The sequence below is a fragment of the Hominisplanchenecus faecis genome, from assembly GCF_020687205.1.
Lineage (GTDB): Bacteria > Bacillota > Clostridia > Lachnospirales > Lachnospiraceae > Hominisplanchenecus > Hominisplanchenecus faecis.
This window is the reverse complement of sequence record NZ_JAJEQE010000004.1, coordinates 25,395-45,589: the sequence shown is the minus strand read 5'-3', so window position 1 is coordinate 45,589 and position 20,195 is coordinate 25,395. Positions and strand designations below refer to the sequence as shown.

19 protein-coding genes and 1 other RNA gene are annotated in these 20,195 nt (G+C 45.4%); 15 read left to right on the top strand and 5 right to left on the bottom strand.

Annotated features, from left to right (window positions below):
• Positions 1–8 precede the first annotated feature (8 nt).
• The 7 genes from rbfA (at position 9) to LKD42_RS02210 (ending at position 6,335) form a co-directional block, all read left to right on the top strand.
• A complete protein-coding gene (gene rbfA, locus LKD42_RS02240) occupies positions 9–392 on the top strand; it encodes a 30S ribosome-binding factor RbfA (protein ID WP_022119358.1) in 384 nt (127 codons plus the stop codon).
• Complete coding sequence (locus LKD42_RS02235; protein WP_248834684.1) at positions 382–1,347, top strand: DHH family phosphoesterase; 966 nt, start codon at positions 382–384, stop codon at positions 1,345–1,347. Before rbfA ends, LKD42_RS02235 begins: the two co-directional genes overlap by 11 nt.
• Positions 1,344–2,276 (top strand): tRNA pseudouridine(55) synthase TruB, encoded by a 933-nt coding sequence (truB, locus tag LKD42_RS02230; RefSeq protein WP_248834683.1) that lies wholly within the window; start codon positions 1,344–1,346, stop codon positions 2,274–2,276. Before LKD42_RS02235 ends, truB begins: the two co-directional genes overlap by 4 nt.
• A 15-nt stretch (positions 2,277–2,291) precedes the next feature.
• Positions 2,292–3,182: a bifunctional riboflavin kinase/FAD synthetase gene (locus LKD42_RS02225; RefSeq protein WP_248834682.1), complete on the top strand. Its 891-nt coding sequence runs from the start codon at positions 2,292–2,294 to the stop codon at positions 3,180–3,182.
• Entirely contained in the window at positions 3,172–3,621 is a 450-nt protein-coding gene (locus LKD42_RS02220; protein WP_022119363.1) for a DUF3592 domain-containing protein, read from the top strand. The genes LKD42_RS02225 and LKD42_RS02220 overlap by 11 nt, the downstream gene beginning before the upstream one ends.
• A gap of 113 nt (positions 3,622–3,734) precedes the next feature.
• Entirely contained in the window at positions 3,735–4,001 is a 267-nt protein-coding gene (gene rpsO / locus LKD42_RS02215; protein WP_022119364.1) for a 30S ribosomal protein S15, read from the top strand.
• A 237-nt stretch (positions 4,002–4,238) separates the two neighbouring features.
• Entirely contained in the window at positions 4,239–6,335 is a 2,097-nt protein-coding gene (locus LKD42_RS02210; RefSeq protein ID WP_147631529.1) for a polyribonucleotide nucleotidyltransferase, read from the top strand.
• A gap of 327 nt (positions 6,336–6,662) precedes the next feature.
• On the opposite strand, the gene LKD42_RS02205 is transcribed toward LKD42_RS02210, so the two are convergent.
• Positions 6,663–7,256: a cytidylate kinase-like family protein gene (locus LKD42_RS02205; RefSeq protein ID WP_022119366.1), complete on the bottom strand. Its 594-nt coding sequence runs from the start codon at positions 7,254–7,256 to the stop codon at positions 6,663–6,665.
• A gap of 226 nt (positions 7,257–7,482) precedes the next feature.
• Here LKD42_RS02205 and LKD42_RS02200 point away from each other — a divergent pair, with 226 nt between their 5' ends.
• The 4 genes from LKD42_RS02200 to LKD42_RS02185 all read left to right on the top strand — a co-directional run bounded on the left by LKD42_RS02200 (position 7,483) and on the right by LKD42_RS02185 (position 9,909).
• On the top strand, positions 7,483–8,262 hold the full coding sequence (locus tag LKD42_RS02200) for a nitroreductase family protein (RefSeq protein ID WP_248834681.1): 780 nt from the start codon (positions 7,483–7,485) through the stop codon (positions 8,260–8,262).
• 67 nt (positions 8,263–8,329) lie between these two features.
• Positions 8,330–8,511, top strand: a non-coding RNA gene (gene ssrS / locus LKD42_RS02195) — 6S RNA.
• 151 nt (positions 8,512–8,662) lie between these two features.
• On the top strand, positions 8,663–9,451 hold the full coding sequence (locus tag LKD42_RS02190; RefSeq protein WP_022119368.1) for a Cof-type HAD-IIB family hydrolase: 789 nt from the start codon (positions 8,663–8,665) through the stop codon (positions 9,449–9,451).
• 17 nt (positions 9,452–9,468) lie between these two features.
• Positions 9,469–9,909: an acyl-CoA thioesterase gene (locus tag LKD42_RS02185; protein ID WP_147631526.1), complete on the top strand. Its 441-nt coding sequence runs from the start codon at positions 9,469–9,471 to the stop codon at positions 9,907–9,909.
• On the opposite strand, the gene aroA is transcribed toward LKD42_RS02185, so the two are convergent.
• Together aroA and LKD42_RS02175 are read right to left on the bottom strand one after the other, a co-directional pair.
• Entirely contained in the window at positions 9,863–11,146 is a 1,284-nt protein-coding gene (gene aroA / locus LKD42_RS02180) for a 3-phosphoshikimate 1-carboxyvinyltransferase (RefSeq protein WP_248834680.1), read from the bottom strand. The genes LKD42_RS02185 and aroA overlap by 47 nt on opposite strands.
• A gap of 14 nt (positions 11,147–11,160) precedes the next feature.
• Positions 11,161–12,261: a prephenate dehydrogenase gene (locus LKD42_RS02175; protein ID WP_248834679.1), complete on the bottom strand. Its 1,101-nt coding sequence runs from the start codon at positions 12,259–12,261 to the stop codon at positions 11,161–11,163.
• Positions 12,262–12,616: 355 nt separating this feature from the next.
• On the opposite strand from LKD42_RS02175, the gene LKD42_RS02170 reads away from it, so the two are divergent.
• Positions 12,617–14,692 carry an elongation factor G gene (locus tag LKD42_RS02170; protein WP_022119372.1) on the top strand — a complete coding sequence of 692 codons (2,076 nt, stop codon included), beginning with the start codon at positions 12,617–12,619 and terminating at the stop codon, positions 14,690–14,692.
• A gap of 5 nt (positions 14,693–14,697) precedes the next feature.
• Here LKD42_RS02170 and LKD42_RS02165 read toward each other — a convergent pair whose 3' ends face one another.
• Together LKD42_RS02165 and tig are read right to left on the bottom strand one after the other, a co-directional pair.
• Positions 14,698–15,072 carry a NusG domain II-containing protein gene (locus LKD42_RS02165; RefSeq protein WP_248834678.1) on the bottom strand — a complete coding sequence of 125 codons (375 nt, stop codon included), beginning with the start codon at positions 15,070–15,072 and terminating at the stop codon, positions 14,698–14,700.
• Between the two features lie 20 nt (positions 15,073–15,092).
• Positions 15,093–16,199 (bottom strand): trigger factor, encoded by a 1,107-nt coding sequence (tig, locus tag LKD42_RS02160; protein WP_248834677.1) that lies wholly within the window; start codon positions 16,197–16,199, stop codon positions 15,093–15,095.
• Between the two features lie 190 nt (positions 16,200–16,389).
• On the opposite strand from tig, the gene scfA reads away from it, so the two are divergent.
• The 3 genes from scfA (at position 16,390) to secD (ending at position 20,141) form a co-directional block, all read left to right on the top strand.
• Positions 16,390–16,533 (top strand): six-cysteine ranthipeptide SCIFF, encoded by a 144-nt coding sequence (gene scfA / locus LKD42_RS02155; protein WP_022119374.1) that lies wholly within the window; start codon positions 16,390–16,392, stop codon positions 16,531–16,533.
• A gap of 78 nt (positions 16,534–16,611) precedes the next feature.
• Complete coding sequence (scfB, locus tag LKD42_RS02150; protein ID WP_147631521.1) at positions 16,612–17,982, top strand: thioether cross-link-forming SCIFF peptide maturase; 1,371 nt, start codon at positions 16,612–16,614, stop codon at positions 17,980–17,982.
• 5 nt (positions 17,983–17,987) lie between these two features.
• Positions 17,988–20,141 carry a protein translocase subunit SecD gene (secD, locus tag LKD42_RS02145; RefSeq protein ID WP_248834676.1) on the top strand — a complete coding sequence of 718 codons (2,154 nt, stop codon included), beginning with the start codon at positions 17,988–17,990 and terminating at the stop codon, positions 20,139–20,141.
• Positions 20,142–20,195 lie beyond the last annotated feature (54 nt).

Here is a 20,195-nt window from a genome sequence, read left to right as displayed (position 1 = left end):
TTGCCAATATGAGAAAGCATAGTATTAAAAACACCCGCATCAATGGTGAAGTACAGCGTGAACTGGCAAATATCATCCGCGGGGAGATCAAAGATCCGAGAATCCATCCGATGACATCAGTCGTTGCGGTGGAAGTTGCACCGGATCTGAAGACCTGCAAAGCATGGATCAGCGTGCTGGGCAATGAACAGGCCCAGCAGGATACCATTGCAGGTCTGAAAAGTGCAGAAGGATTTATCAGACGAAAACTGGCACATACGATCAATCTCCGTAATACGCCGGAAATCCGTTTTGTGCTGGATCAGTCCATTGAATATGGTGTCAGCATGTCAAAACTGATCGATGATGTAAATAGTCATTCTGAAAAGAGAGAGGATGAGCATGAAGATTAAACTTTCTGAAATTTTACAGGATACAAAGACCGTTGCGATCTCCGGCCATATTCGGCCGGACGGCGACTGTGTCGGCTCCTGTATCGGACTTTATCTCTACATACAGCAGGAATTTCCGGATGTTCAGCCAACGGTCTATCTGGAAGAGATCCGTGATTCTTTTAAATTTCTGGAAGGAAGCGACCGGATCATATATTCCTGTGAGGAAGAGAAAGTATACGATTTGTTCATTGCACTGGATGCCGGGGACAAGCAGCGTCTCGGAGCGTCTGCAAAATATTTTGACACTGCAAAACGCACGGTCTGCATTGACCACCATATCAGCAACCCAGGCTATGCACAGACCAATTATATCGAAGCAAAGGCAAGTTCTACCTGTGAACTGATCTATGATATTCTGGATGAAGATAAGATCGGCAAAAATATCGCAGAGGCTCTTTATATGGGAATCGCCCACGATACCGGTGTCTTCCAGTATACCTGCACCTCTTCCAAAACGATGCAGATTGCCGGAAAACTGATGGACAAAGGCATTGCATTCACCGACATTCTCGATAAAACGTATTTCGAAAAAACATACCTTCAGCACCAGATCACAGGGCGTGCCCTGCTTGAGAGCATGCGGCTGATGGACGGCAGATGTATCATCAGCGGACTGCGTCAGCGTGACATTGATTTCTACGGCGTGACCCCGACGGATCTTGACGGTATTTCTGCACTGCTTCGCAATACGGAGGGCGTAGAGGTTGCTATTTTCCTGTATGAGGCCAACACGCAGGAATACAAAGTCAGCATGCGTTCAAAGTCCTATATCGATGTGCAGAAAGTGGCACAGTTTTTCGGCGGCGGCGGTCATGTGCGTGCAGCCGGATGTACCATGCAGGGTTCCATGCATGATGTGGTAAACAACCTGACCAGAGAGATTGCAAAACAGATGCCGGAGGAAGTACAGTGACACCACAGAAGAACACTTTTAACGGAATTCTGAATGTATACAAAGAACAGGGCTATACCTCACACGATGTCGTTGCAAAACTCCGCGGGATTTTAAAACAGAAAAAGATCGGACACACCGGAACCCTGGACCCGGCAGCAGAAGGTGTGCTGCCGGTGTGTCTTGGAAAAGCAACGAAAGTGTGTGAGCTTTTAACAGATAAAGATAAAACCTATCAGGCTGTTCTGCACCTTGGCGTCGTCACGGATACGCAGGATATGACCGGCGAAATCCTGGAACAGAAGGATGCAGCCGTATCGGAAACAGAGGTACGTGAGGCGATCCTTGGTTTTGTCGGAGAATATGCACAGGTTCCGCCGATGTACTCCGCACTGAAAGTGAATGGAAAAAAGCTCTGCGATCTGGCAAGAGAAGGAAAAACCGTAGAGAGAAAAGCGAGAAAGATCAAGATTCTGAAAATTACGATCGATCAGATTGCCCTGCCTTTTGTCACCATGACCGTTACCTGTTCCAAGGGAACATATATCCGCACGCTTTGCCATGACATCGGAGAAAAGCTTGGCTGCGGCGGATGCATGGAATCACTTCTCCGTACCCGTGTCAGCAGTTTTACATTAAAAGACAGCCTGAAACTTCCTGAAATTGAAAAATTGCAGGAATCAGGAAAAATCAAACAGATTCTGATGCCGGTCGATGCTGTTTTTATGCAGTATCCGTGCGTATCGATCCTGGAAGAGCAGGAAAAGATCCTCAGAAACGGCAATCCGTTTCGTGTTCGTGAGATACAGAACCTTTTGCCGGAAGGGCAGAACGTGGGTGAGCTGGAAAAGGACAGGATCCGCGTATACGATACCGCTGGACAGTTCTGTGCGATCTATGAATACCGGGAAGAAAAAGGCATGTTTTTTCCGGTAAAAATGTTTTTATAAAATAGGAATGTGATTATGGAATACATGAAGGGAATTGACGGACTGTATATCCAGGAGGAGACAGCCGTTACACTTGGAAAATTTGATGGCGTGCACAGAGGGCATCAGAAGCTTCTGTCCCGCATTCTGGAAAAAAAGAACCTGAAAAGCGTAATGTTTACCATCAACGGCAGAAAAAGCGGATTTGTTTTGACGGACGAAGAAAAACGGTTCATGTTGGAAAAAACGGGACTTTCTTATCTGATCGACTGTCCGTTCATTCCGTCGGTATCCGGTATGGAGGCAGAGGATTTTGTAAGAGAAATCCTCGTGAACCGGCTGCATGCCAAATCGATTGTTGTCGGAAAAGATTTTCATTTTGGTTATAAACGAGGCGGAGATGCCACTCTTCTTCTCTGGCTCCAGAAAAAATATGGTTTTCAGGTCGAAGTCGTAGAGAAAGAGCAGTATAAAGGCAGAGATATCAGCAGTACCTATGTCAAAGAAGCCCTGGAAGCAGGCAATATGGAACTGGTCAATGATCTTTTGGGCTATCGCTATTTTATTTCCGGTGAAGTGCTTCACGGCAGGCGGATCGGCCGGACACTTGGCATGCCGACTACCAATCTGGTACCGAGCACCAAAAAACTGCTTCCGCCAAACGGTGTCTATCTTTCCAGGACACGCATCGGTGAACAGGCATATTACGGTGTGACAAACATCGGCTACAAACCGACCATCGGTGAGACGTTCCGTGGAGTAGAAACGTACCTGTTTGATTTTGACGGAGATCTCTATGGAGAAAATATTGATGTAGAACTTTGGAAGTTTAAACGGCCGGAGATGAAATTTGACTCTGTCGAACACTTGAAAAATCAGATGCAGGCGGATATTGCTTTTGGAAAGGAGTACTTCTTTGAAAAATAGTATCGGGATGCTTGGCGATCTTATGATGCTGCTTGGCGTGATCTTTATTTTTCTGGGATTTCTGTGCAGACGCTACCGCAACATTCATGCAAAATATAAAGGGCGGGCAGAAGCAACGGTCGTTGAGATCGTGGCCGGCCATCCGGATGAAAAGGGTCGGCAGGAAGGCGTCCACAACTATTTTTATCCTGTCTTTGCTTACTATGCAGACGGCGTGCTGATACGGAAACGGTATCGCTACGGCAGTAATCCCTGCAAATTTGTGCTGAATCAAAAAGTGAATATCAGATACAAGATTTCAAATCCATCGATTTTTATCATAGAAAGAGGAAATTATCTGGAGAGACGGGCAAAAATCCTCTATTATCTTGGGATTTTCCTGGTTCTTGCCGGAACATTTATTTTTATTTTATTTGCCAACCGAAAATGGTTGACGTAGTTTATCATACTGTGCTATACTTAACAAGTATGAATTAAGCCGATATTCAGAGCTGAGGACGACTCCGACCCTGTTCTTAGTATCCGGCGTGTGAAAAACAAGGAGGAAATATCATGATTTCAAAAGAAAAGAAAACAGCTATTATCGCAGAGTATGCAAGAAAAGAAGGAGATACAGGTTCACCGGAAGTACAGATCGCTATCCTGACAGCACGTATCCAGGAGCTGACAGAGCATCTGAAAAATCATCCGAAGGATCATCACTCCAGACGTGGTCTGCTGAAAATGGTTGGACAGAGACGTGGTCTGCTTGCTTACCTTAAGAAAACAGATCTGGAAGGATACCGTGCACTGATCGCAAAACTTGGTATCAGAAAATAATCTGGGAATCACAGGGGGACGGAACGATTTCCGTCCCCTGTTTACGTTGCTTGAAGTATGCGTAAACTTCCAGAATGGTTTCTCCTGACAGAAACCGAGCCGGCAGCTGCTTTACATTCCGAGACCACTGAAAAGTATTTTAACGATATATTTTGATGATAAAATGTTTTTCAGTTGTTTCGGAGAGGCTGCCGTAAAAGCAAAACAAATTCAGAGAAAAAGAAAAGGAGAGTAATTATGTACAAAAGTTTTTCTATGGAACTTGCCGGAAGAACTCTGACCGTTGATGTCGGAAGAGTGGCAGCACAGGCAAATGGTGCGGCATTTATGCATTACGGCGATACTACCGTATTATCAACCGCTACTGCATCCGAAAAGCCTCGTGAAGGGATTGATTTCTTCCCTCTGAGTGTGGAATACGAAGAGAAAATGTATGCCGTTGGAAAGATTCCGGGCGGCTTCAACAAACGTGAAGGAAAGGCTTCTGAAAATGCGATCCTGACATCCCGTGTCATTGATCGTCCGATGCGTCCGCTTTTCCCGAAAGATTACCGCAACGATGTAACTCTGAACAACATGGTTATGTCTGTTGACCCGGACTGCAGCCCGGAGCTGACTGCAATGCTTGGTTCTGCGATCGCAACTGCTATTTCTGATATCCCGTTTGACGGACCGACTGCTACCACACAGGTAGGTCTGATCGATGGTGAGTTCGTATTCAATCCGACCTCCGCACAGCGTCAGGTTTCTGATATGGCTCTGACGGTTGCATCTACCAGAGAAAAAGTCATCATGATCGAAGCCGGTGCAAATGAAGTACCGGAAGATAAGATGATCGAAGCAATTTTTGCGGCACATGAAGTCAATCAGCAGGTGATTGCATTCATTGACAAGATCGTTGCCGAGTGTGGAAAAGAGAAACATAGCTATGAAAGCTGTGCTGTACCGGAAGAACTGTTTGCAGCCATCAAAGAGATCGTAACACCGGAACAGATGGAAGAAGCTGTGTTTACCGATGATAAACAGACAAGAGAAGCAAACATCCGTGAGATCAAAGATAAACTGGAAGAAGCTTTTGCCGAGAATGAAGAATGGCTTGCTGTTCTGGATGAAGCTGTTTATCAGTATCAGAAAAAAACTGTTCGTAAGATGATCTTAAAAGACCACAAACGTCCGGATGGCCGTGCGATCACACAGATCCGTCCGCTGGCAGCAGAAGTAGATTTGATCCCAAGAGTACATGGTTCTGCCATGTTCACCAGAGGTCAGACACAGATCTGCAACGTCTGCACACTGGCTCCGCTTTCCGAAGCTCAGAGACTGGATGGGCTGGATGAAAACGTCATTTCCAAACGTTATATGCATCATTATAACTTCCCAAGCTACTCTGTAGGGGAGACAAAGCCTTCCAGAGGACCTGGAAGACGTGAAATCGGTCACGGAGCACTGGCAGAGAGAGCACTCGTTCCGGTTCTTCCAAGCGAAGAGGAATTCCCGTATGCGATCCGTACCGTATCCGAGACTTTTGAATCCAACGGTTCTACTTCACAGGCAAGTATCTGTGCATCCAGCATGTCCCTGATGGCAGCCGGTGTACCGATCAAATCTGCAGTCGCAGGTATTTCCTGTGGTCTGGTAACCGGTGAGAGCGATGATGATTACATCGTTCTGACAGACATCCAGGGACTGGAAGATTTCTTTGGAGACATGGACTTCAAGGTAGCAGGTACAAAGAAAGGTATCACAGCGATCCAGATGGATATCAAGATCCACGGACTTACCAGACCGATCATCGAAGAAGCTATCGCAAGAACACGCGAAGCAAGAATGTACATCATGGATGAAGTCATGGCAAAAGCCATTGCAGAGCCGCGTAAGAGTGTTGGCGAGTACGCACCGAAGATCATCCAGATCAAGATTGATCCGGAAAAGATCGGTGATGTTGTAGGACAGAGAGGAAAAACGATCAATGCGATCATCGAAGAGACCGGTGTGAAGATTGATATTTCCGATGAAGGTGCTGTCTCCATTTGCGGAACCGACGCTGCCATGATGCAGAAAGCCGTAGATCTGATCAACATCATCGTAACCGATTACGAGCAGGGACAGATCTACACCGGTAAAGTCATCAGCATCAAAGAGTTCGGTGCTTTCCTTGAGTTCGCTCCTGGAAAAGAAGGTATGGTACACATCTCCAAGATCGCAAAAGAGCGTATCAACCATGTAGAAGACGTTCTGACACTGGGCGATGTTGTGAAAGTTGTATGCCTTGGAAAAGACAAGATGGGACGCATCAGCTTCAGCATCAAAGATGTGCCGAAGGATGCAAAATAAAGATGTGGCGGAGATTTTCTTAATGTGCAAAGGAACGCCATAAAAATAATTTTATAAAAATAGGACGCCATGATGATTCGAAAACAATCTCCTGACACGCTTCGTTTCCTGTTCGGTTCGCTCGTGTGTTAGCCGCCCTTCGCCTAAACTCGCCTCTTCGAGGCTCAGACAGCGGCTCGGGGGACGGCAACATCGCAAACCTCACGACGGAAGCCTTGCTACCGTCAGAGCGATTTGTTTTCGAGTTCATCATGGCTGTATTATTTTACGCACTATATTTTGCAATGCAGTTTCATTTGCACATTCGACAACCTTTCTTATCCGAACTCAATTTGATGCATTTACAATATACTCCAGCATACCTACCGTTCCTTCAATGCCAAGAAGCGAACTGTTGACGATGATGTCACGGTCTTTCGTATGCTGCCATTTGCGGTCTGTAAAATAAGAATAATAATTGTTCCGCATTTTATCAATCTGCACCATCAGTTTCTCTGCCTGAGTCTGCGTAACATCTTCTGTTTCCATGATACGCTGGATGCGGTCTTCATCCGGTGCCGTGATAAATACGTTCAGCACATCGTCGCGGTCTTTTAAAATCCAGTCTGCGAGCCTTCCGATAAAAACACAGCATTCCTTTTCTGCAAGCTCCTCGATCAGTTTACTTTCCATGCGGAACAGATAGTGGCTGGTATTATAGTCCGTTACTCTGGTCGGAACATAGTGATCCAGAATCTTCTGCGGCAGTTTCTCGTCCGCACTTTCCAGCCCCTGTTCACTGATACCGGTCTTCTCTGAGAGAAGATCCAGCAGATTGCGGTCATAGAAATGATACTCCAGTCTTCTGGCCAGTTCCTCACCGATCATGCGACCACCGCTTCCGAAACTTCTTGAAATGGTAATGATTCGCTTTTTACTCATACAAAAACCCCCTTGTCTGTAAAAAATCCAAATACATAATTATAATGATGCCAGGATCAAAAGGTCAAAATGTCATTCTTGCTTTCTGGATGAGACGCTTTGTACCAAACACCTTATAACTTCAGTATACAAGAAAATATAAAAAAAGTAGTTGAAAATTTAAATAACTATGTTACAATATTGTTACAAGTTATTAACAAGATGCTGAAAGTGCAGGAGAGACAAAATGACGCTATACGAAGCAGTGTACACACGCAAATCAATCAGAAATTTTCGCAAGGATAAAGTAGAGACAAGCATTCTGGAAGGGATGATCCAGTTTTACCATGAAATGGAACCGCTGTTCCCGGGGATCGAGACCAGCATCGAACTGATCGATACACAGGGCAGTAAAAAAGCAAAGTCCAGGCTGGGCGGTATTATCAATGTAGCAGCTCCCTATTATCTTGTGATCTATACAGAGGACAAAGAAAGAGCGGATATGAATGCCGGCTATATCATGCAGCAGATCTCGCTTTATCTGTTTTCAAAAGGTGTTGGAAGCTGCTTCCAGGGTATGGGACATCTGAAAGGCGAAATGCCAAAAGAGGGCATGCGATGCGTCATCCTGATGGCAATTGGATATCCGAAAGTAGATATGGTGCGGAATCAGGAAGATGCCAAAAGGGAATCCATGGAAGATCTCTGTGCCGTCAAAGAACCTCCGAGAAGATTTGTAAAAGAATTTCTGGAAGTGGCCAGACTGGCACCGTCTGCATTTAACAGTCAGCCATGGCGTTTTGTCGTTTATGAAAACCGTGTCCATGTCTTTTCCAAACAGACTGTCGCTCATCGCAGACTGCTTGGCAAATACAACGAATTTGATTTCGGCATCATGCTCGCAAACATTATGATTGCAGCAGAACAGCTGTGGGTAGATGTTGATCTGATTCGTCTGGATAATATCACACATATGGATCTTCCGAACAACCGTTATGTGATCAGTATCATCATGCGGGAACCGTGAAACTAAAATTGCTTGAATTTTCAGTTGAAAAATCGGATATACTGGAGTATAATAAAGCCAGTGAGAAATCCACCTGGGATGTGCGACACTCCTGTTATTTTGAACCTGCAATGTTATAACAGGGAATCCTATATTGCTTTATACAATGTCATGCCGTTTTTTGTAAATGGAAGACAACGGATACGGCTGCGGATACCCACCTGGCCTGGCCAGGAATCAAAAGGCAGGAAACGGCATTCTGGGAATGAAAAGTTCGCTGTCTGGCTGACAGCAAAAAGTCAGCCGGCAGCTTTTTTTGATGCAAAAGTATAAGAAAAACTTTGCAGCATCTTTTGATGCATAGTATAATGCTGCCGAAAAGACAGCATACCAATTCTTTATTTCAGGAAGGATACGAAACATGAGAAATGCATTATTTTTTGATATCGACGGCACGCTTTTAAGTGATGTGACCGGAAAGATACCGGACAGTGCACTCGATGCTCTAAAAAAAACGATTGAACTTGGAAATCTGACCTTTATCAATACCGGCAGATGCTACTGCAGCGTTCCGATGGAATTAAAACGTGCACCGTTTTCCGGATATCTGTGTGGATGTGGCACCTACATCATGCTTGGCGATGAAGTGATGTTCTCCCGTATTATACCGCATAAAAGAGGAAGAGAGATTATCCGTGTGCTTCAGGAGAATCATGCAGAACCGATCCTCGAAGCAACGGACGACTGCTATTTTTCAAAGCGAATAACCAGATTTGAAGGGATCGAACACACCAGGCGTTATTTCGCACCGATGGGTCTTGGAATCGAAACCTACATAGAACAGGATCGTTTTGATTATGATAAATTTGTGTTTTATTATGATCAGAAGACCAATCTTGCGGCGATCAAGGCAAATCTTGGAAAAGATATGGATCTGATCGACCGCCAGAACGGATTTTTCGAAGTTGTCCCAAAAGGCTTTTCAAAGGCCAGCGGCATCGCCTATATTCTGGAACACATGAACATTCCGATGGAAAACGCCTATGTGTTCGGGGACAGCAGCAACGATCTTCCGATGTTTCAGTATGTAAAACATGCCGTTGCCATGGGCGTACACAGTAATGTTCTGGAACCGTATGCGGAATTTGTAACGAAAACGGTAGAAGAGGACGGCATTGCATTTGCCATGAAACATTATGGGCTAATCTGATAAGGGGTGGATTTTGTATGTATACACACAGAGTACAGTATTATGAAACGGACCAAATGGGCATCGTACATCATTCCAACTATATCCGCTGGTTTGAAGAAGCACGGATCGACTGGATGCGGCACTGCGGGATTTCGTACCGTGAAATGGAAAAACAGGGCATCATCGTTCCGGTGCTTGGAGTTGAAGCAACTTATCGTCAGATGGTCCATTTTGATGATCTTGTGGATATCAAAGTGACAGCTGCAAAGTATAATGGGATCGTTCTGGAATTTTGCTATGAAATTTATCATCAGAAAGATGGGAAATTATGTACAACCGGAAAAAGCAGGCATTGCTTCTTAAATAAAGAAGCAAAACCTGTTTCCTTGAAAAAAGAAAATGCAGTTCTGCATCAGAAGATTCTTACTTTTATCGGCAAAGACGTTCAAGATCCTGATAAAAAGCAGGATAGCTGATGTTGACACAGTCGGCACGCCGGATCGTCAGAGTGCTTTCGCATGCCAGAGAAGCAATCGCAAAGGACATGGCGATGCGGTGATCTAGAAAACTGTCAAGAACGGCTCCTTGAAGCGTTTTGCCTCCATTTATGATCATGCCATCTTCGGTTCCTGTGATATCACATCCCATTTCACTTAAATGATGCACCATGATATCCAGGCGGTTGGATTCTTTTACTTTTAATTCTTCAGCATTTCGGATCGTAGTTGTTCCATCTGCAAATGCAGCTAAAACAGCAATGACCGGTATTTCATCGATCAGCGTCGGAATGATATCTCCTTCGATCACACAGCCTTTCAGATCCGGCGTGTAGCGTACCAGAAGGTCTGCAACTGCCTCACCGCCGGATGTATGTGCATTCAGGACGGTGATATCCGCTCCCATTGCACGGCAGACACGTAAGATGCCATCTCTTGTCTCGTTGATGCCGCAGTTTTTGATCAGGATTTCCGATCCCGGAACAATCAGTGCAGCCACAATAAAATACGCAGCAGAAGAGATATCGCCAGGCACTTCTATTTTCTGTCCATGAAGATCCGGATCCGGCAGAATCGATGCGGTAGTCCCCTCAGAAGTGACCGTGGCTCCGAAAGAACGAAGCATGATCTCCGTATGGTTTCTGGATAATGCCGGTTCGGTCACAGAAGTTTTGCCGTCAGCATAAAGTCCTGCCAGCAGAATGCTGGATTTTACCTGGGCAGATGCGACCGGTGACTGGTAATGAATCCCCTTTAAAGCGTGTCCGCTGATGCGAAGCGGTGCACATCCGTTTCCTTTGATACTTTCAATCGTGGCATCCATCATGGATAACGGTTTGATGATGCGTCCCATCGGACGTTTCTGGATCGATGCATCTCCGGTCAGTTCGGATGTGAAATCCTGTCCGGCGAGAATACCTGAGATCAGCCTTGTTGTGGTACCGCTGTTTCCAACATCCAGGATTTCCGTCGGAGCAGTAAGGCCATGCAGCCCGCGTCCGTGAACCAGAATTCGTTCTGAAGTATTTTCGATTTCAATCCCCATTTTTCGGAAACAGGAAATGGTTGACAGACAGTCCTGTCCCTGAAGAAAATTTGTGATTTCTGTTGTTCCCTGACTGATCGCACCGAACATAACGCTGCGGTGTGAGATCGATTTATCACCGGGAATGGTAATTTCACCGCGAAGCGGTTTTTCTGTTTTATGAAATTCCATCAAAGCCTCCTGTTTTATCTTTCATATATAGTATAACGATATTTGCGAAGCAGCTCGGCTGCCTTTATTTTTGCCATTTCTTCATAAAATTCTACGTGGAGCACTGCTTCTTCAAATTCACGGTTATGTACGATACCGATGTTTTTGATACTGATACCGTTTGTGGCAAGGATCGTAGCAAGTGCGGCAATCCCGCCGGCCTCATCCACCATGTCACAGTAGATCGAGTAGGCTTTCGGGATTGGACCGCTTCCGGAATCAGAGATCGAGTTGCGATAATCCCTGGATGTCTCAAACAAATCATGGATACAGTGTGTATTATGTTCCGCAAGTGAAAATTTGATCTCGATCAGGCTGTTGATATATTCATCTAACACGGAAAGAATATTTTCACTGTTGGCAGAACAGATCTGTTCCCACATCTCCGGAGAAGAAGATGCGATTCTTGTGATATCCTTAAAGCCGCCTGCCGCCACTTTCTTCATCGTTCCGTCCTCGTAATCGCAGTCTTTGACCAGATTGACCAGGGACGAAGCAATGATATGCGGAAGATGGCTGATCGCAGCCGTAACATAATCATGCTTTTCATAGGTAAGGATCAGAGGGATCGCTTTTAAAGATGCCACCAGGTCACGGTATCGCTCGACCATTTCACCGGTCACTTTGGCAGCCGGTGTCAGAACATAGTAAGCATTTTCCAGAAGAAGAGCCTTGGCATTTTCGATTCCGGTCTTCTCAGAACCTGCCATCGGATGTCCACCGATGAAATATTCTTCCAGACCCAGTTCTTCTACCTTTTTATGGATGTTGGTCTTTGTGCTTCCGACATCCGTAAGAATACATCCTTTTTTCAGATACGGCTTCAGCAGTCCCAGATAAGAAGCATTGCATTCCACAGGTGCACATAAAAAAATGTAATCGCACTTGTGGTATCGTTCATCGACTGTATCACAGATCTCATCAATGATGCCATGTTCCAGTGCGTATTCGGTTGTATGGCGACTTCTCGTGTGTGCCAGTATCTGCACATCCGGATAATATTTTTTCAAAGCCCGGGCAATGGAGCCGCCGATCAGGCCAAGGCCAATAAACCCGGCAGTAAAGGTTGTTTCCATTTCTTCATCCTCATCGCATGCCGAAAAATCGGCAGTCTTTCTTCATTTTTGCTGGCTTTTATTTTACTATTGCCAAAATAGAATGTCAACACTTTTCCACGTTAAAGTGAAAATGCAGAAATTATTGTGTGGTAATGACAAAAAAATTCAGCTTGATATCTTGCATTGTCTATATTGTTTGTATAAAAAGAACAATTCAAAAGAAAAATGGCAGATTCATATACCATATTTCGATAAACTTGTAAAAAACTTGTATATTTTGAATAAAAAGCTTGAAAAACTTCAAATCTTTTAGTAGAATATACCCATAAGCACTTGAGCAGATCAAGAATAAATTGTATTGGAGGATAATAGCATGAAAGTTTACACAACAGACAGAATTCGAAATGTCGTGCTCCTTGGACATGGAGGCTCGGGCAAAACCAGTCTGGTTGAAGCCATGGCGTATCTTGGCGGTATCACAAGCAGACTGGGAAATGTGACGGACGGTAATACCATCAGTGACTTTGACAAAGAAGAGATCAAGAGAAAATTCTCGATCAGCACTTCTTTAGTACCGATCGCCTGGGGCGATGTAAAGGTGAACATTCTGGATGCACCTGGTTATTTTGATTTTGTAGGAGAGGCAGAAGAAGCAGCAGCGGCAGCAGATGCAGCCGTGATCGTTGTAAACGGAAAGAACGGCGTAGAAGTTGGTACTTTGAAGGCATGGGCTCTGTGTGAGAAATACAGTCTCCCACGCATGATTTTTATCACAAATATGGATTTTGACAATGCAAGTTTCCGAAAGATCACCGAAGATCTGACGGAACAGTTCGGAAAAAAGATCGCACCGATCCACTTCCCGATCCGTGAGAATGAGAAATTTACAGGATATGTCAACGTAGTAAAGAAAGCAGGAAGAAAATGGCTGGAAAAAGGTCAGAAAGAAGAATGTCCGATTCCTGAATATCTGGATGAATATCTTGAAAAATATAGAGAAACTCTGCTGGAAGCAGTTGCAGAGACAAGCGAGGAGTTTATGGATCGCTATTTTGCAGGAGAAGAGTTCTCCGTGCATGAGATCATGATGGCACTGACACAGAACGTTTCCAGCGGCGATATCGTTCCGGTAGCGATGGGCTCACCGGTTCAGCTCCGCGGCGTGGCAAATCTTTTAGATGATATTGTGCAGTATTTCCCAAGTCCGGACAAACGCAGTGTAGCCGGCATCAATACAAAGACAAACGAGATTTTTGAAGCAAATTATGATTTTGCAAAAGCAAAATCCGCCCAGGTATTTAAGACGATCGTCGATCCGTTCATCGGAAAATATTCTATGATCAAAGTGAAATCCGGCGTTATCAAGAGTGATGATGTCATTTTCAATATTGACAAAGATGCAGAACAGAAGCTGAATAAGCTGTATGTATTTGAAGGAAGCAAACCGATCGAGATTCCTGAGCTTCATGCCGGAGACATCGGGGCGATCGCCAAACTCGACAAGGCACGTACCGGCGATACCCTTTCTACTAAGGCAACACCGATCCGTTACGGCAAGATCGAAGTTTCCATTCCATATACTTACAAACGCTACCGTGCAAAAAACAAAGGGGACGAGGATAAAGTAGCTCAGGCACTTCAGAAGATCTCCCACGAAGATCTGACAATGAAAGTGGTCAATGATTCTGAGAACCGTCAGACACTGCTCTATGGTATGGGCGACCAGCATCTTGAGATGATTCAGAGCGAATTGCTCACGAAGTACAAGATCGAGATTGAACTGGAAAGACCAAAGGTTGCATTCCGTGAGACGATCCGCAAGAGTGCCGATGTGGAAGCTAAATACAAAAAGCAGTCCGGCGGACATGGACAGTATGGTCACGTCAAGATGCGTTTTGAGCCGCTTGGAGATCTGGAAACACCTTATGCATTCGAACAGGAAGTGGTCGGCGGAGCCGTTCCGAAGAACTACTTCCCGGCTGTAGAAAAAGGTGTCCAGGAAGCTGTATTAAAGGGACCTCTGGCAGGTTACCCGGTTGTCGGTGTAAAAGCCATTCTTTATGATGGCTCCTATCATCCGGTTGACTCCTCTGAAATGGCATTCAAGACCGCATCCATTCAGGCATTTAAAAAAGGATTCCTTGAGGCATCACCAGTACTGCTGGAGCCGATCGCATCTTTGAAAGTCACCGTTCCGGATAAATTTACCGGAGACGTGATGGGTGATCTGAACAAACGCCGTGGCCGTGTGCTTGGCATGAATCCAGATCACAAAGGCAATCAGATCGTAGAAGCAGACATCCCGATGATGGAGCTTTACGGCTACTGCACAACGTTACGTTCCATGACAGGTGGAAGCGGCGATTTCGCATATGAGTTTGCACGCTATGAGCAGGCACCGAAAGATATCATGGATAAGGAGATCGCTGCAAGAGCGGGAGAAGAGTAGGATTCTTACTGCACGACCGCATCGATACCATTGGAGGCGGCAGTAAGGCGTTCAATTTGAATAACCAGCTTGTGGGGCAGGCAGGTGACCGGATATCCGGTATCCGACACCATGCCTCTCTGCTGGCAGATTTTGTCCGGGCAGTCGGCATCTTTGATGCCGATTGCCCCTTTTTCTACCCGGATCAAGTTGTAGCCGCCATCCGAAGCCTCCACCTGAAATTCATAAGGACTGGCAACATCGGTCAGTGACACTTCGCGGATCAGCTTACCGTCCTGATAAATACGGGCGATCTCGCCCTGTTCGTTGTGGCTGTTCAGAAAAAAGACAGCAACAAGCGACAGGACAAGAAGGAGGGCAACTACCAGAAATAACAACATACTTTTCTTTTTTTGGGACATTACTCTGTCATCTCCAAATCTTCGGCATCTGTCTCATTTTCCGTGATTTCTTCGGTATCGTACGCTTCCTCATCCATCTCGGTATCTTCTTCATAGTACTCGTCCTCAGAAACTTCGGTAACGGTTGCATTCTGCATCAGAAAATCCATAACTTTATTATAGAGGATGGTATTTACTGTCTCGTCTTTGGTGTAATCTTCTTCATATTCTTCTGCGGAAGTGTAGCCGCTCTCCTCATAGACGGAGTTGACGTAGTCGGTGTATTCATCATCCGAAACGGTGATATTTTCCTTTTCTGCGATCGCGGTCGTCAGCATTTCCGTATAAACCATTTCTTCTACGGCACTCTTGACGTTATCTTCGGAGCCTGCAATGTCAGAGACATCGATACCAAACATGTCTGCAAGAATCTGGTTGTTAGCATCATATTCTTCTTTGCATTTATCGTAGAGATCCTGCGGATAACCGGAAACTTTGGAGTTTTCAAGGATCTGGGAGAGCAGATCATTCTGGGCCGTCTCGGTGTTTGTCTCATCATAATATTCTTCCAGCTCTTTTCTGACACCGGCACGGTATTCATCAACGGTATCATAGTCGGTGTACTTCTTGCAGTAATCGTCATTCAGTTCCGGAACGTTGATCTCCTGCACCGCATTGACCGTTACTTTGAAATCTGCATCTTTTCCGGCGTAATCACCATCGTAATCATCCGAGAGCGTGATCGTAAATTCCAGTGTATCGCCGGCTTTTGCACCGATCAGATGTTCTTCGAACTCCGGCTGGAAATCCTCCGAACCGATCACCAGATCGTAGTCGGTATCCGAATCCCATGCTTCTCCGTCAATGCTTCCGTCGAAGTCAATGTTTACCTGATCGCCGTCTTTTGCGGCACGGTCTACATCCGTATACTCCGCATTTTCATCCAGGGCACTTTCAATCTCAGCCTCCACATCGTCATCGGTTACTTCCGTTTTTACTTTGGTGACGCTCAGACCTTTGTATTCGCCAAGTGTCAGGTATTTGGCATAAGTGCCCCTGGAAGAACACCCTGCCAGAAATGTCATGGTCATTGCTGCAATGGCAGCTGTTGCAACTTTCTTTTTCATAGTTAAATTATTCCTTTCGACTGTATTAAAATGGATGCGGATCGCAGTTGCCGATCCTATGATTGTGTCTTATTATAACATGGATTTGTGAAAAAGTTGTGTTATTGTAAAAAAAATGCTTTTACTATTGTGAACATTATGTTATAATCTAATTAAATTTCCGCGTAAGCGAAGATAAGGAGGCGATAATATGAAACATATTCAGACATTAAATACCAAAAGTCTGCAGAACACAGTAAAGAAAGGCGGATGCGGCGAATGTCAGACATCTTGCCAGTCCGCATGTAAGACATCCTGCACCGTAGGAAATCAGAGCTGCGAAAGCAATAAATAATAACAGGACATACAAGCAAGCAGCGGGCATCTTGCTCGCTGTTTCTTAGCGTCTGGAGAACTGAAAGGGGATTACGGGTTGATCCATCAATATAAAAGCAACGGTTTTAACATCGTTATGGATGTAAACAGCGGTTCCGTACATATCGTAGATGATGTGGTGTACGATGTACTGCCATACCTCGAAAAAAAAGAATCAAAAGAAGAGATCTTAAAAGCACTTGCGAACAGCTATGCTCCGGCAGAGATCGAAGAAGCACTGGAAGAATGTCATGAACTGGAAGAAGCCGGGGCACTGTTTACCGAAGATATCTATGAAAATGCAATCGACGCATTTAAAAACCGTCCGACTGTTGTGAAGGCACTCTGCCTGCACATTGCTCACGACTGTAACCTCGCCTGTCGTTACTGCTTTGCAGAAGAAGGTGAGTATCATGGCCGTCGTGCCCTGATGAGCTACGAAGTCGGCAAAAAAGCACTGGATTTCCTGATCGCAAATTCCGGAAGCAGAAGAAATCTGGAAGTGGATTTCTTTGGCGGGGAGCCGCTGATGAACTGGCAGGTAGTAAAAGACCTGGTTGCATACGGAAGAGAGCAGGAGAAGATCCATAACAAAAATTTCCGTTTTACACTGACTACAAACGGCGTTCTGTTAAACGATGAGGTTATGGAGTTCTGTAACCGTGAGATGGCAAATGTCGTACTCAGCATCGACGGCAGAAAAGAAGTACATGACTACATGCGTCCGTTCCGCAAAGGAAAAGGAAGCTATGACCTGATTCTCCCGAAATTTGAAAAATTTGCGGAGAGCAGACATCAGGATAAATATTATGTAAGAGGGACCTTTACCAGACACAACTTGGATTTTGCATCCGATGTCCTGCATCTGGCAGATCTGGGCTTCAAACAGATCTCCGTGGAGCCGGTTGTTGCTCAGCCGGAAGAGGAGTACGCACTGCGGGAAGAAGATATTCCGGCAATCTGCGAAGAATATGACAGACTGGCAAAGGAAATGATCAAGCGTCATAAGGAAGGAAGGGGATTCAATTTCTTCCATTTTATGATAGACCTGACGGGAGGTCCATGCGTTTACAAACGCCTCTCCGGATGCGGCTCCGGAACAGAATACCTCGCTGTCACACCGTGGGGTGATTTTTATCCGTGTCATCAGTTCGTCGGGGAAGAACAGTTCCTGATGGGAAATGTGGAGGAAGGTATCAAAACACCACAGATCCAGGCTGAGTTTAAAAACTGCAATGTCTATGCAAAAGAAAAGTGCAAAAACTGTTTTGCAAAATTCTACTGCAGCGGCGGATGTGCGGCAAACTCCTGGAATTTCCACAAATCCATCAACGATGCATATGATATCGGATGTGAATTGCAGCGGAAGCGTATCGAATGCGCGATCATGATAAAGGCAGCACTCGCTGCCGAGGAAAAGGAGAATTAAGAAACATGAAAAAGAACAAAGCGATTGGTGTAGTCGTTGCGATCGCCCTGTTTCTTGGGCTTTTGACCTACACCACAGCTGTCGGCTTCGGACCTACCGGAACGGGAGCTGCCAAAAACATCACACTTGGTCTGGACCTGTCCGGCGGTGTAAGTATCACATATGAGGTAGTTGGTGATGAGAATCCGTCTGCCGAAGATATGAAAGACACGATCTACAAGCTGCAGCAGCGTGTTGACGGCTACAGCACAGAAGCACAGGTTTACCAGGAAGGTACTAACCGTATCAACATCGAAATCCCTGGTGTATCCGATGCAAATACCATTCTTGAAGAACTTGGCAAACCAGGTTCCCTTCAGTTCCAGCTGGAAGACGGCACTGTTGTCGTAGACGGAAGCCAGGTCGCATCCGCAGAAGCAGGCGTTCAGCAGGATAACCTGAAAAACAATGAGAACGTTGTAAAACTGGAGTTTGACAGTGCAGGTGCCGCAGCCTTTGCAACTGCAACTTCAGAAAATATCGGCAAATCCATCTATATTGTATACGATGGAGATGTCATCAGTGCTCCGACCGTACAGAGTGCGATCACAGACGGTTCTGCTGTCATCACCGGCATGGCAGATGCACAGGAAGCAGAAAATCTGGCTTCTTCCATCCGTATCGGTTCTCTGTCCCTGGAACTGCAGGAGCTGCGTTCCAACGTTGTAGGTGCTCAGCTTGGGGAAGCCGCAATTTCCACCAGCTTAAAAGCAGGAGCGATCGGTCTGGCACTTGTCTGCATCTTTATGATGGTTGTTTACCTGCTGCCAGGTGTTGTTGCAGCGATCTCTCTGCTGCTGTACACCGTACTGACACTGGTTACTTTAAATGCATTTGATATCACACTGACTCTGCCGGGTATCGCAGGTATCATCCTTGGTATCGGTATGGCGGTCGATGCAAACGTTATCATCTATGCACGTATCCGTGAAGAAATCGCAGCCGGTAAATCCGTGAAAAGTGCGATCGATATCGGTTTCAAAAAAGCTCTGTCTGCAATCCTGGACGGAAATATCACAACCCTGATCGCAGCGATCGTGCTGGGTATCATGGGAACCGGTTCTGTAAAAGGTTTCGCATACACACTGGCAATGAGTATCATTCTGTCCATGTTCTCCGCACTGGTTATTTCCAGATGTCTGGCAAAGGCATTCTTTGCCCTTGGATTCCAGGATGTGAAATATTATGGCTGTCCGAAAAAACATGACACCATTGATTTCCTGAAACATAAGAAAGTATTCTTTGCGATCGCGATCGTATGCATGATCTCCGGTCCGGTTACCATGCTGATCCACAGCCAGGGCGGTGGAAAAGCACTGAACTACAGCCTTGAGTTTATGGGCGGTACTTCTACAAACGTAACCTTCAACGAAGATTACTCCATCGAAGAGATCGATGAAAAAGTAAAACCGGTTGTACAGGAAGTAACCGGCGATGCAAATATCCAGGCTACCAAGGTAAGCGGTTCCAATCAGGTTATCATAAAGACAAGAGAACTGTCTCTGGATGAAAGAACCGAGCTTAGCCAGAAACTGAATAAAAAATTTGGTGTGGATGAATCCACAATCACCGCAGAGAGCATTTCTTCTACCGTAAGTAATGAAATGCGTCAGGATGCGATCGTTGCGGTTATCATTGCAGCCATCTGCATGCTGATCTACATCTGGCTGCGTTTCAAAGATATCCGTTTCGGTGCAAGTGCCGTTCTGGCTCTGCTCCACGACGTACTGATCGTGCTGGCATTCTATGCGATCGCCAGAATCTCTGTCGGTAATACATTTATTGCCTGCATGCTGACGATCATCGGATACTCTATCAACGCATCTATTGTTATCTTTGACCGTATCCGTGAAAACCTGGGTAACTCAAAGAAACACAGTGACGAAGCACTTAAAGAGATCGTAAACAGAAGTATCACACAGACTCTTACAAGAAGTATCTATACTTCTCTGACAACCTTCATCACGATCGCAGCACTGTTCATTCTCGGCGTTCCGTCGATCCGTGAATTTGCAGCACCTCTGATGGTTGGTATCGTTGCCGGTGCATTCTCTTCTGTATGCATTTCCGGTCCGCTGTGGTATACACTGAAAACCAAATTCAAAAGCAAAAACAAATAAGTTTTCTGCTTCTTCAAAATAAAAAAGATGCTCTTTCCCTCTGTTCGGCGAAAG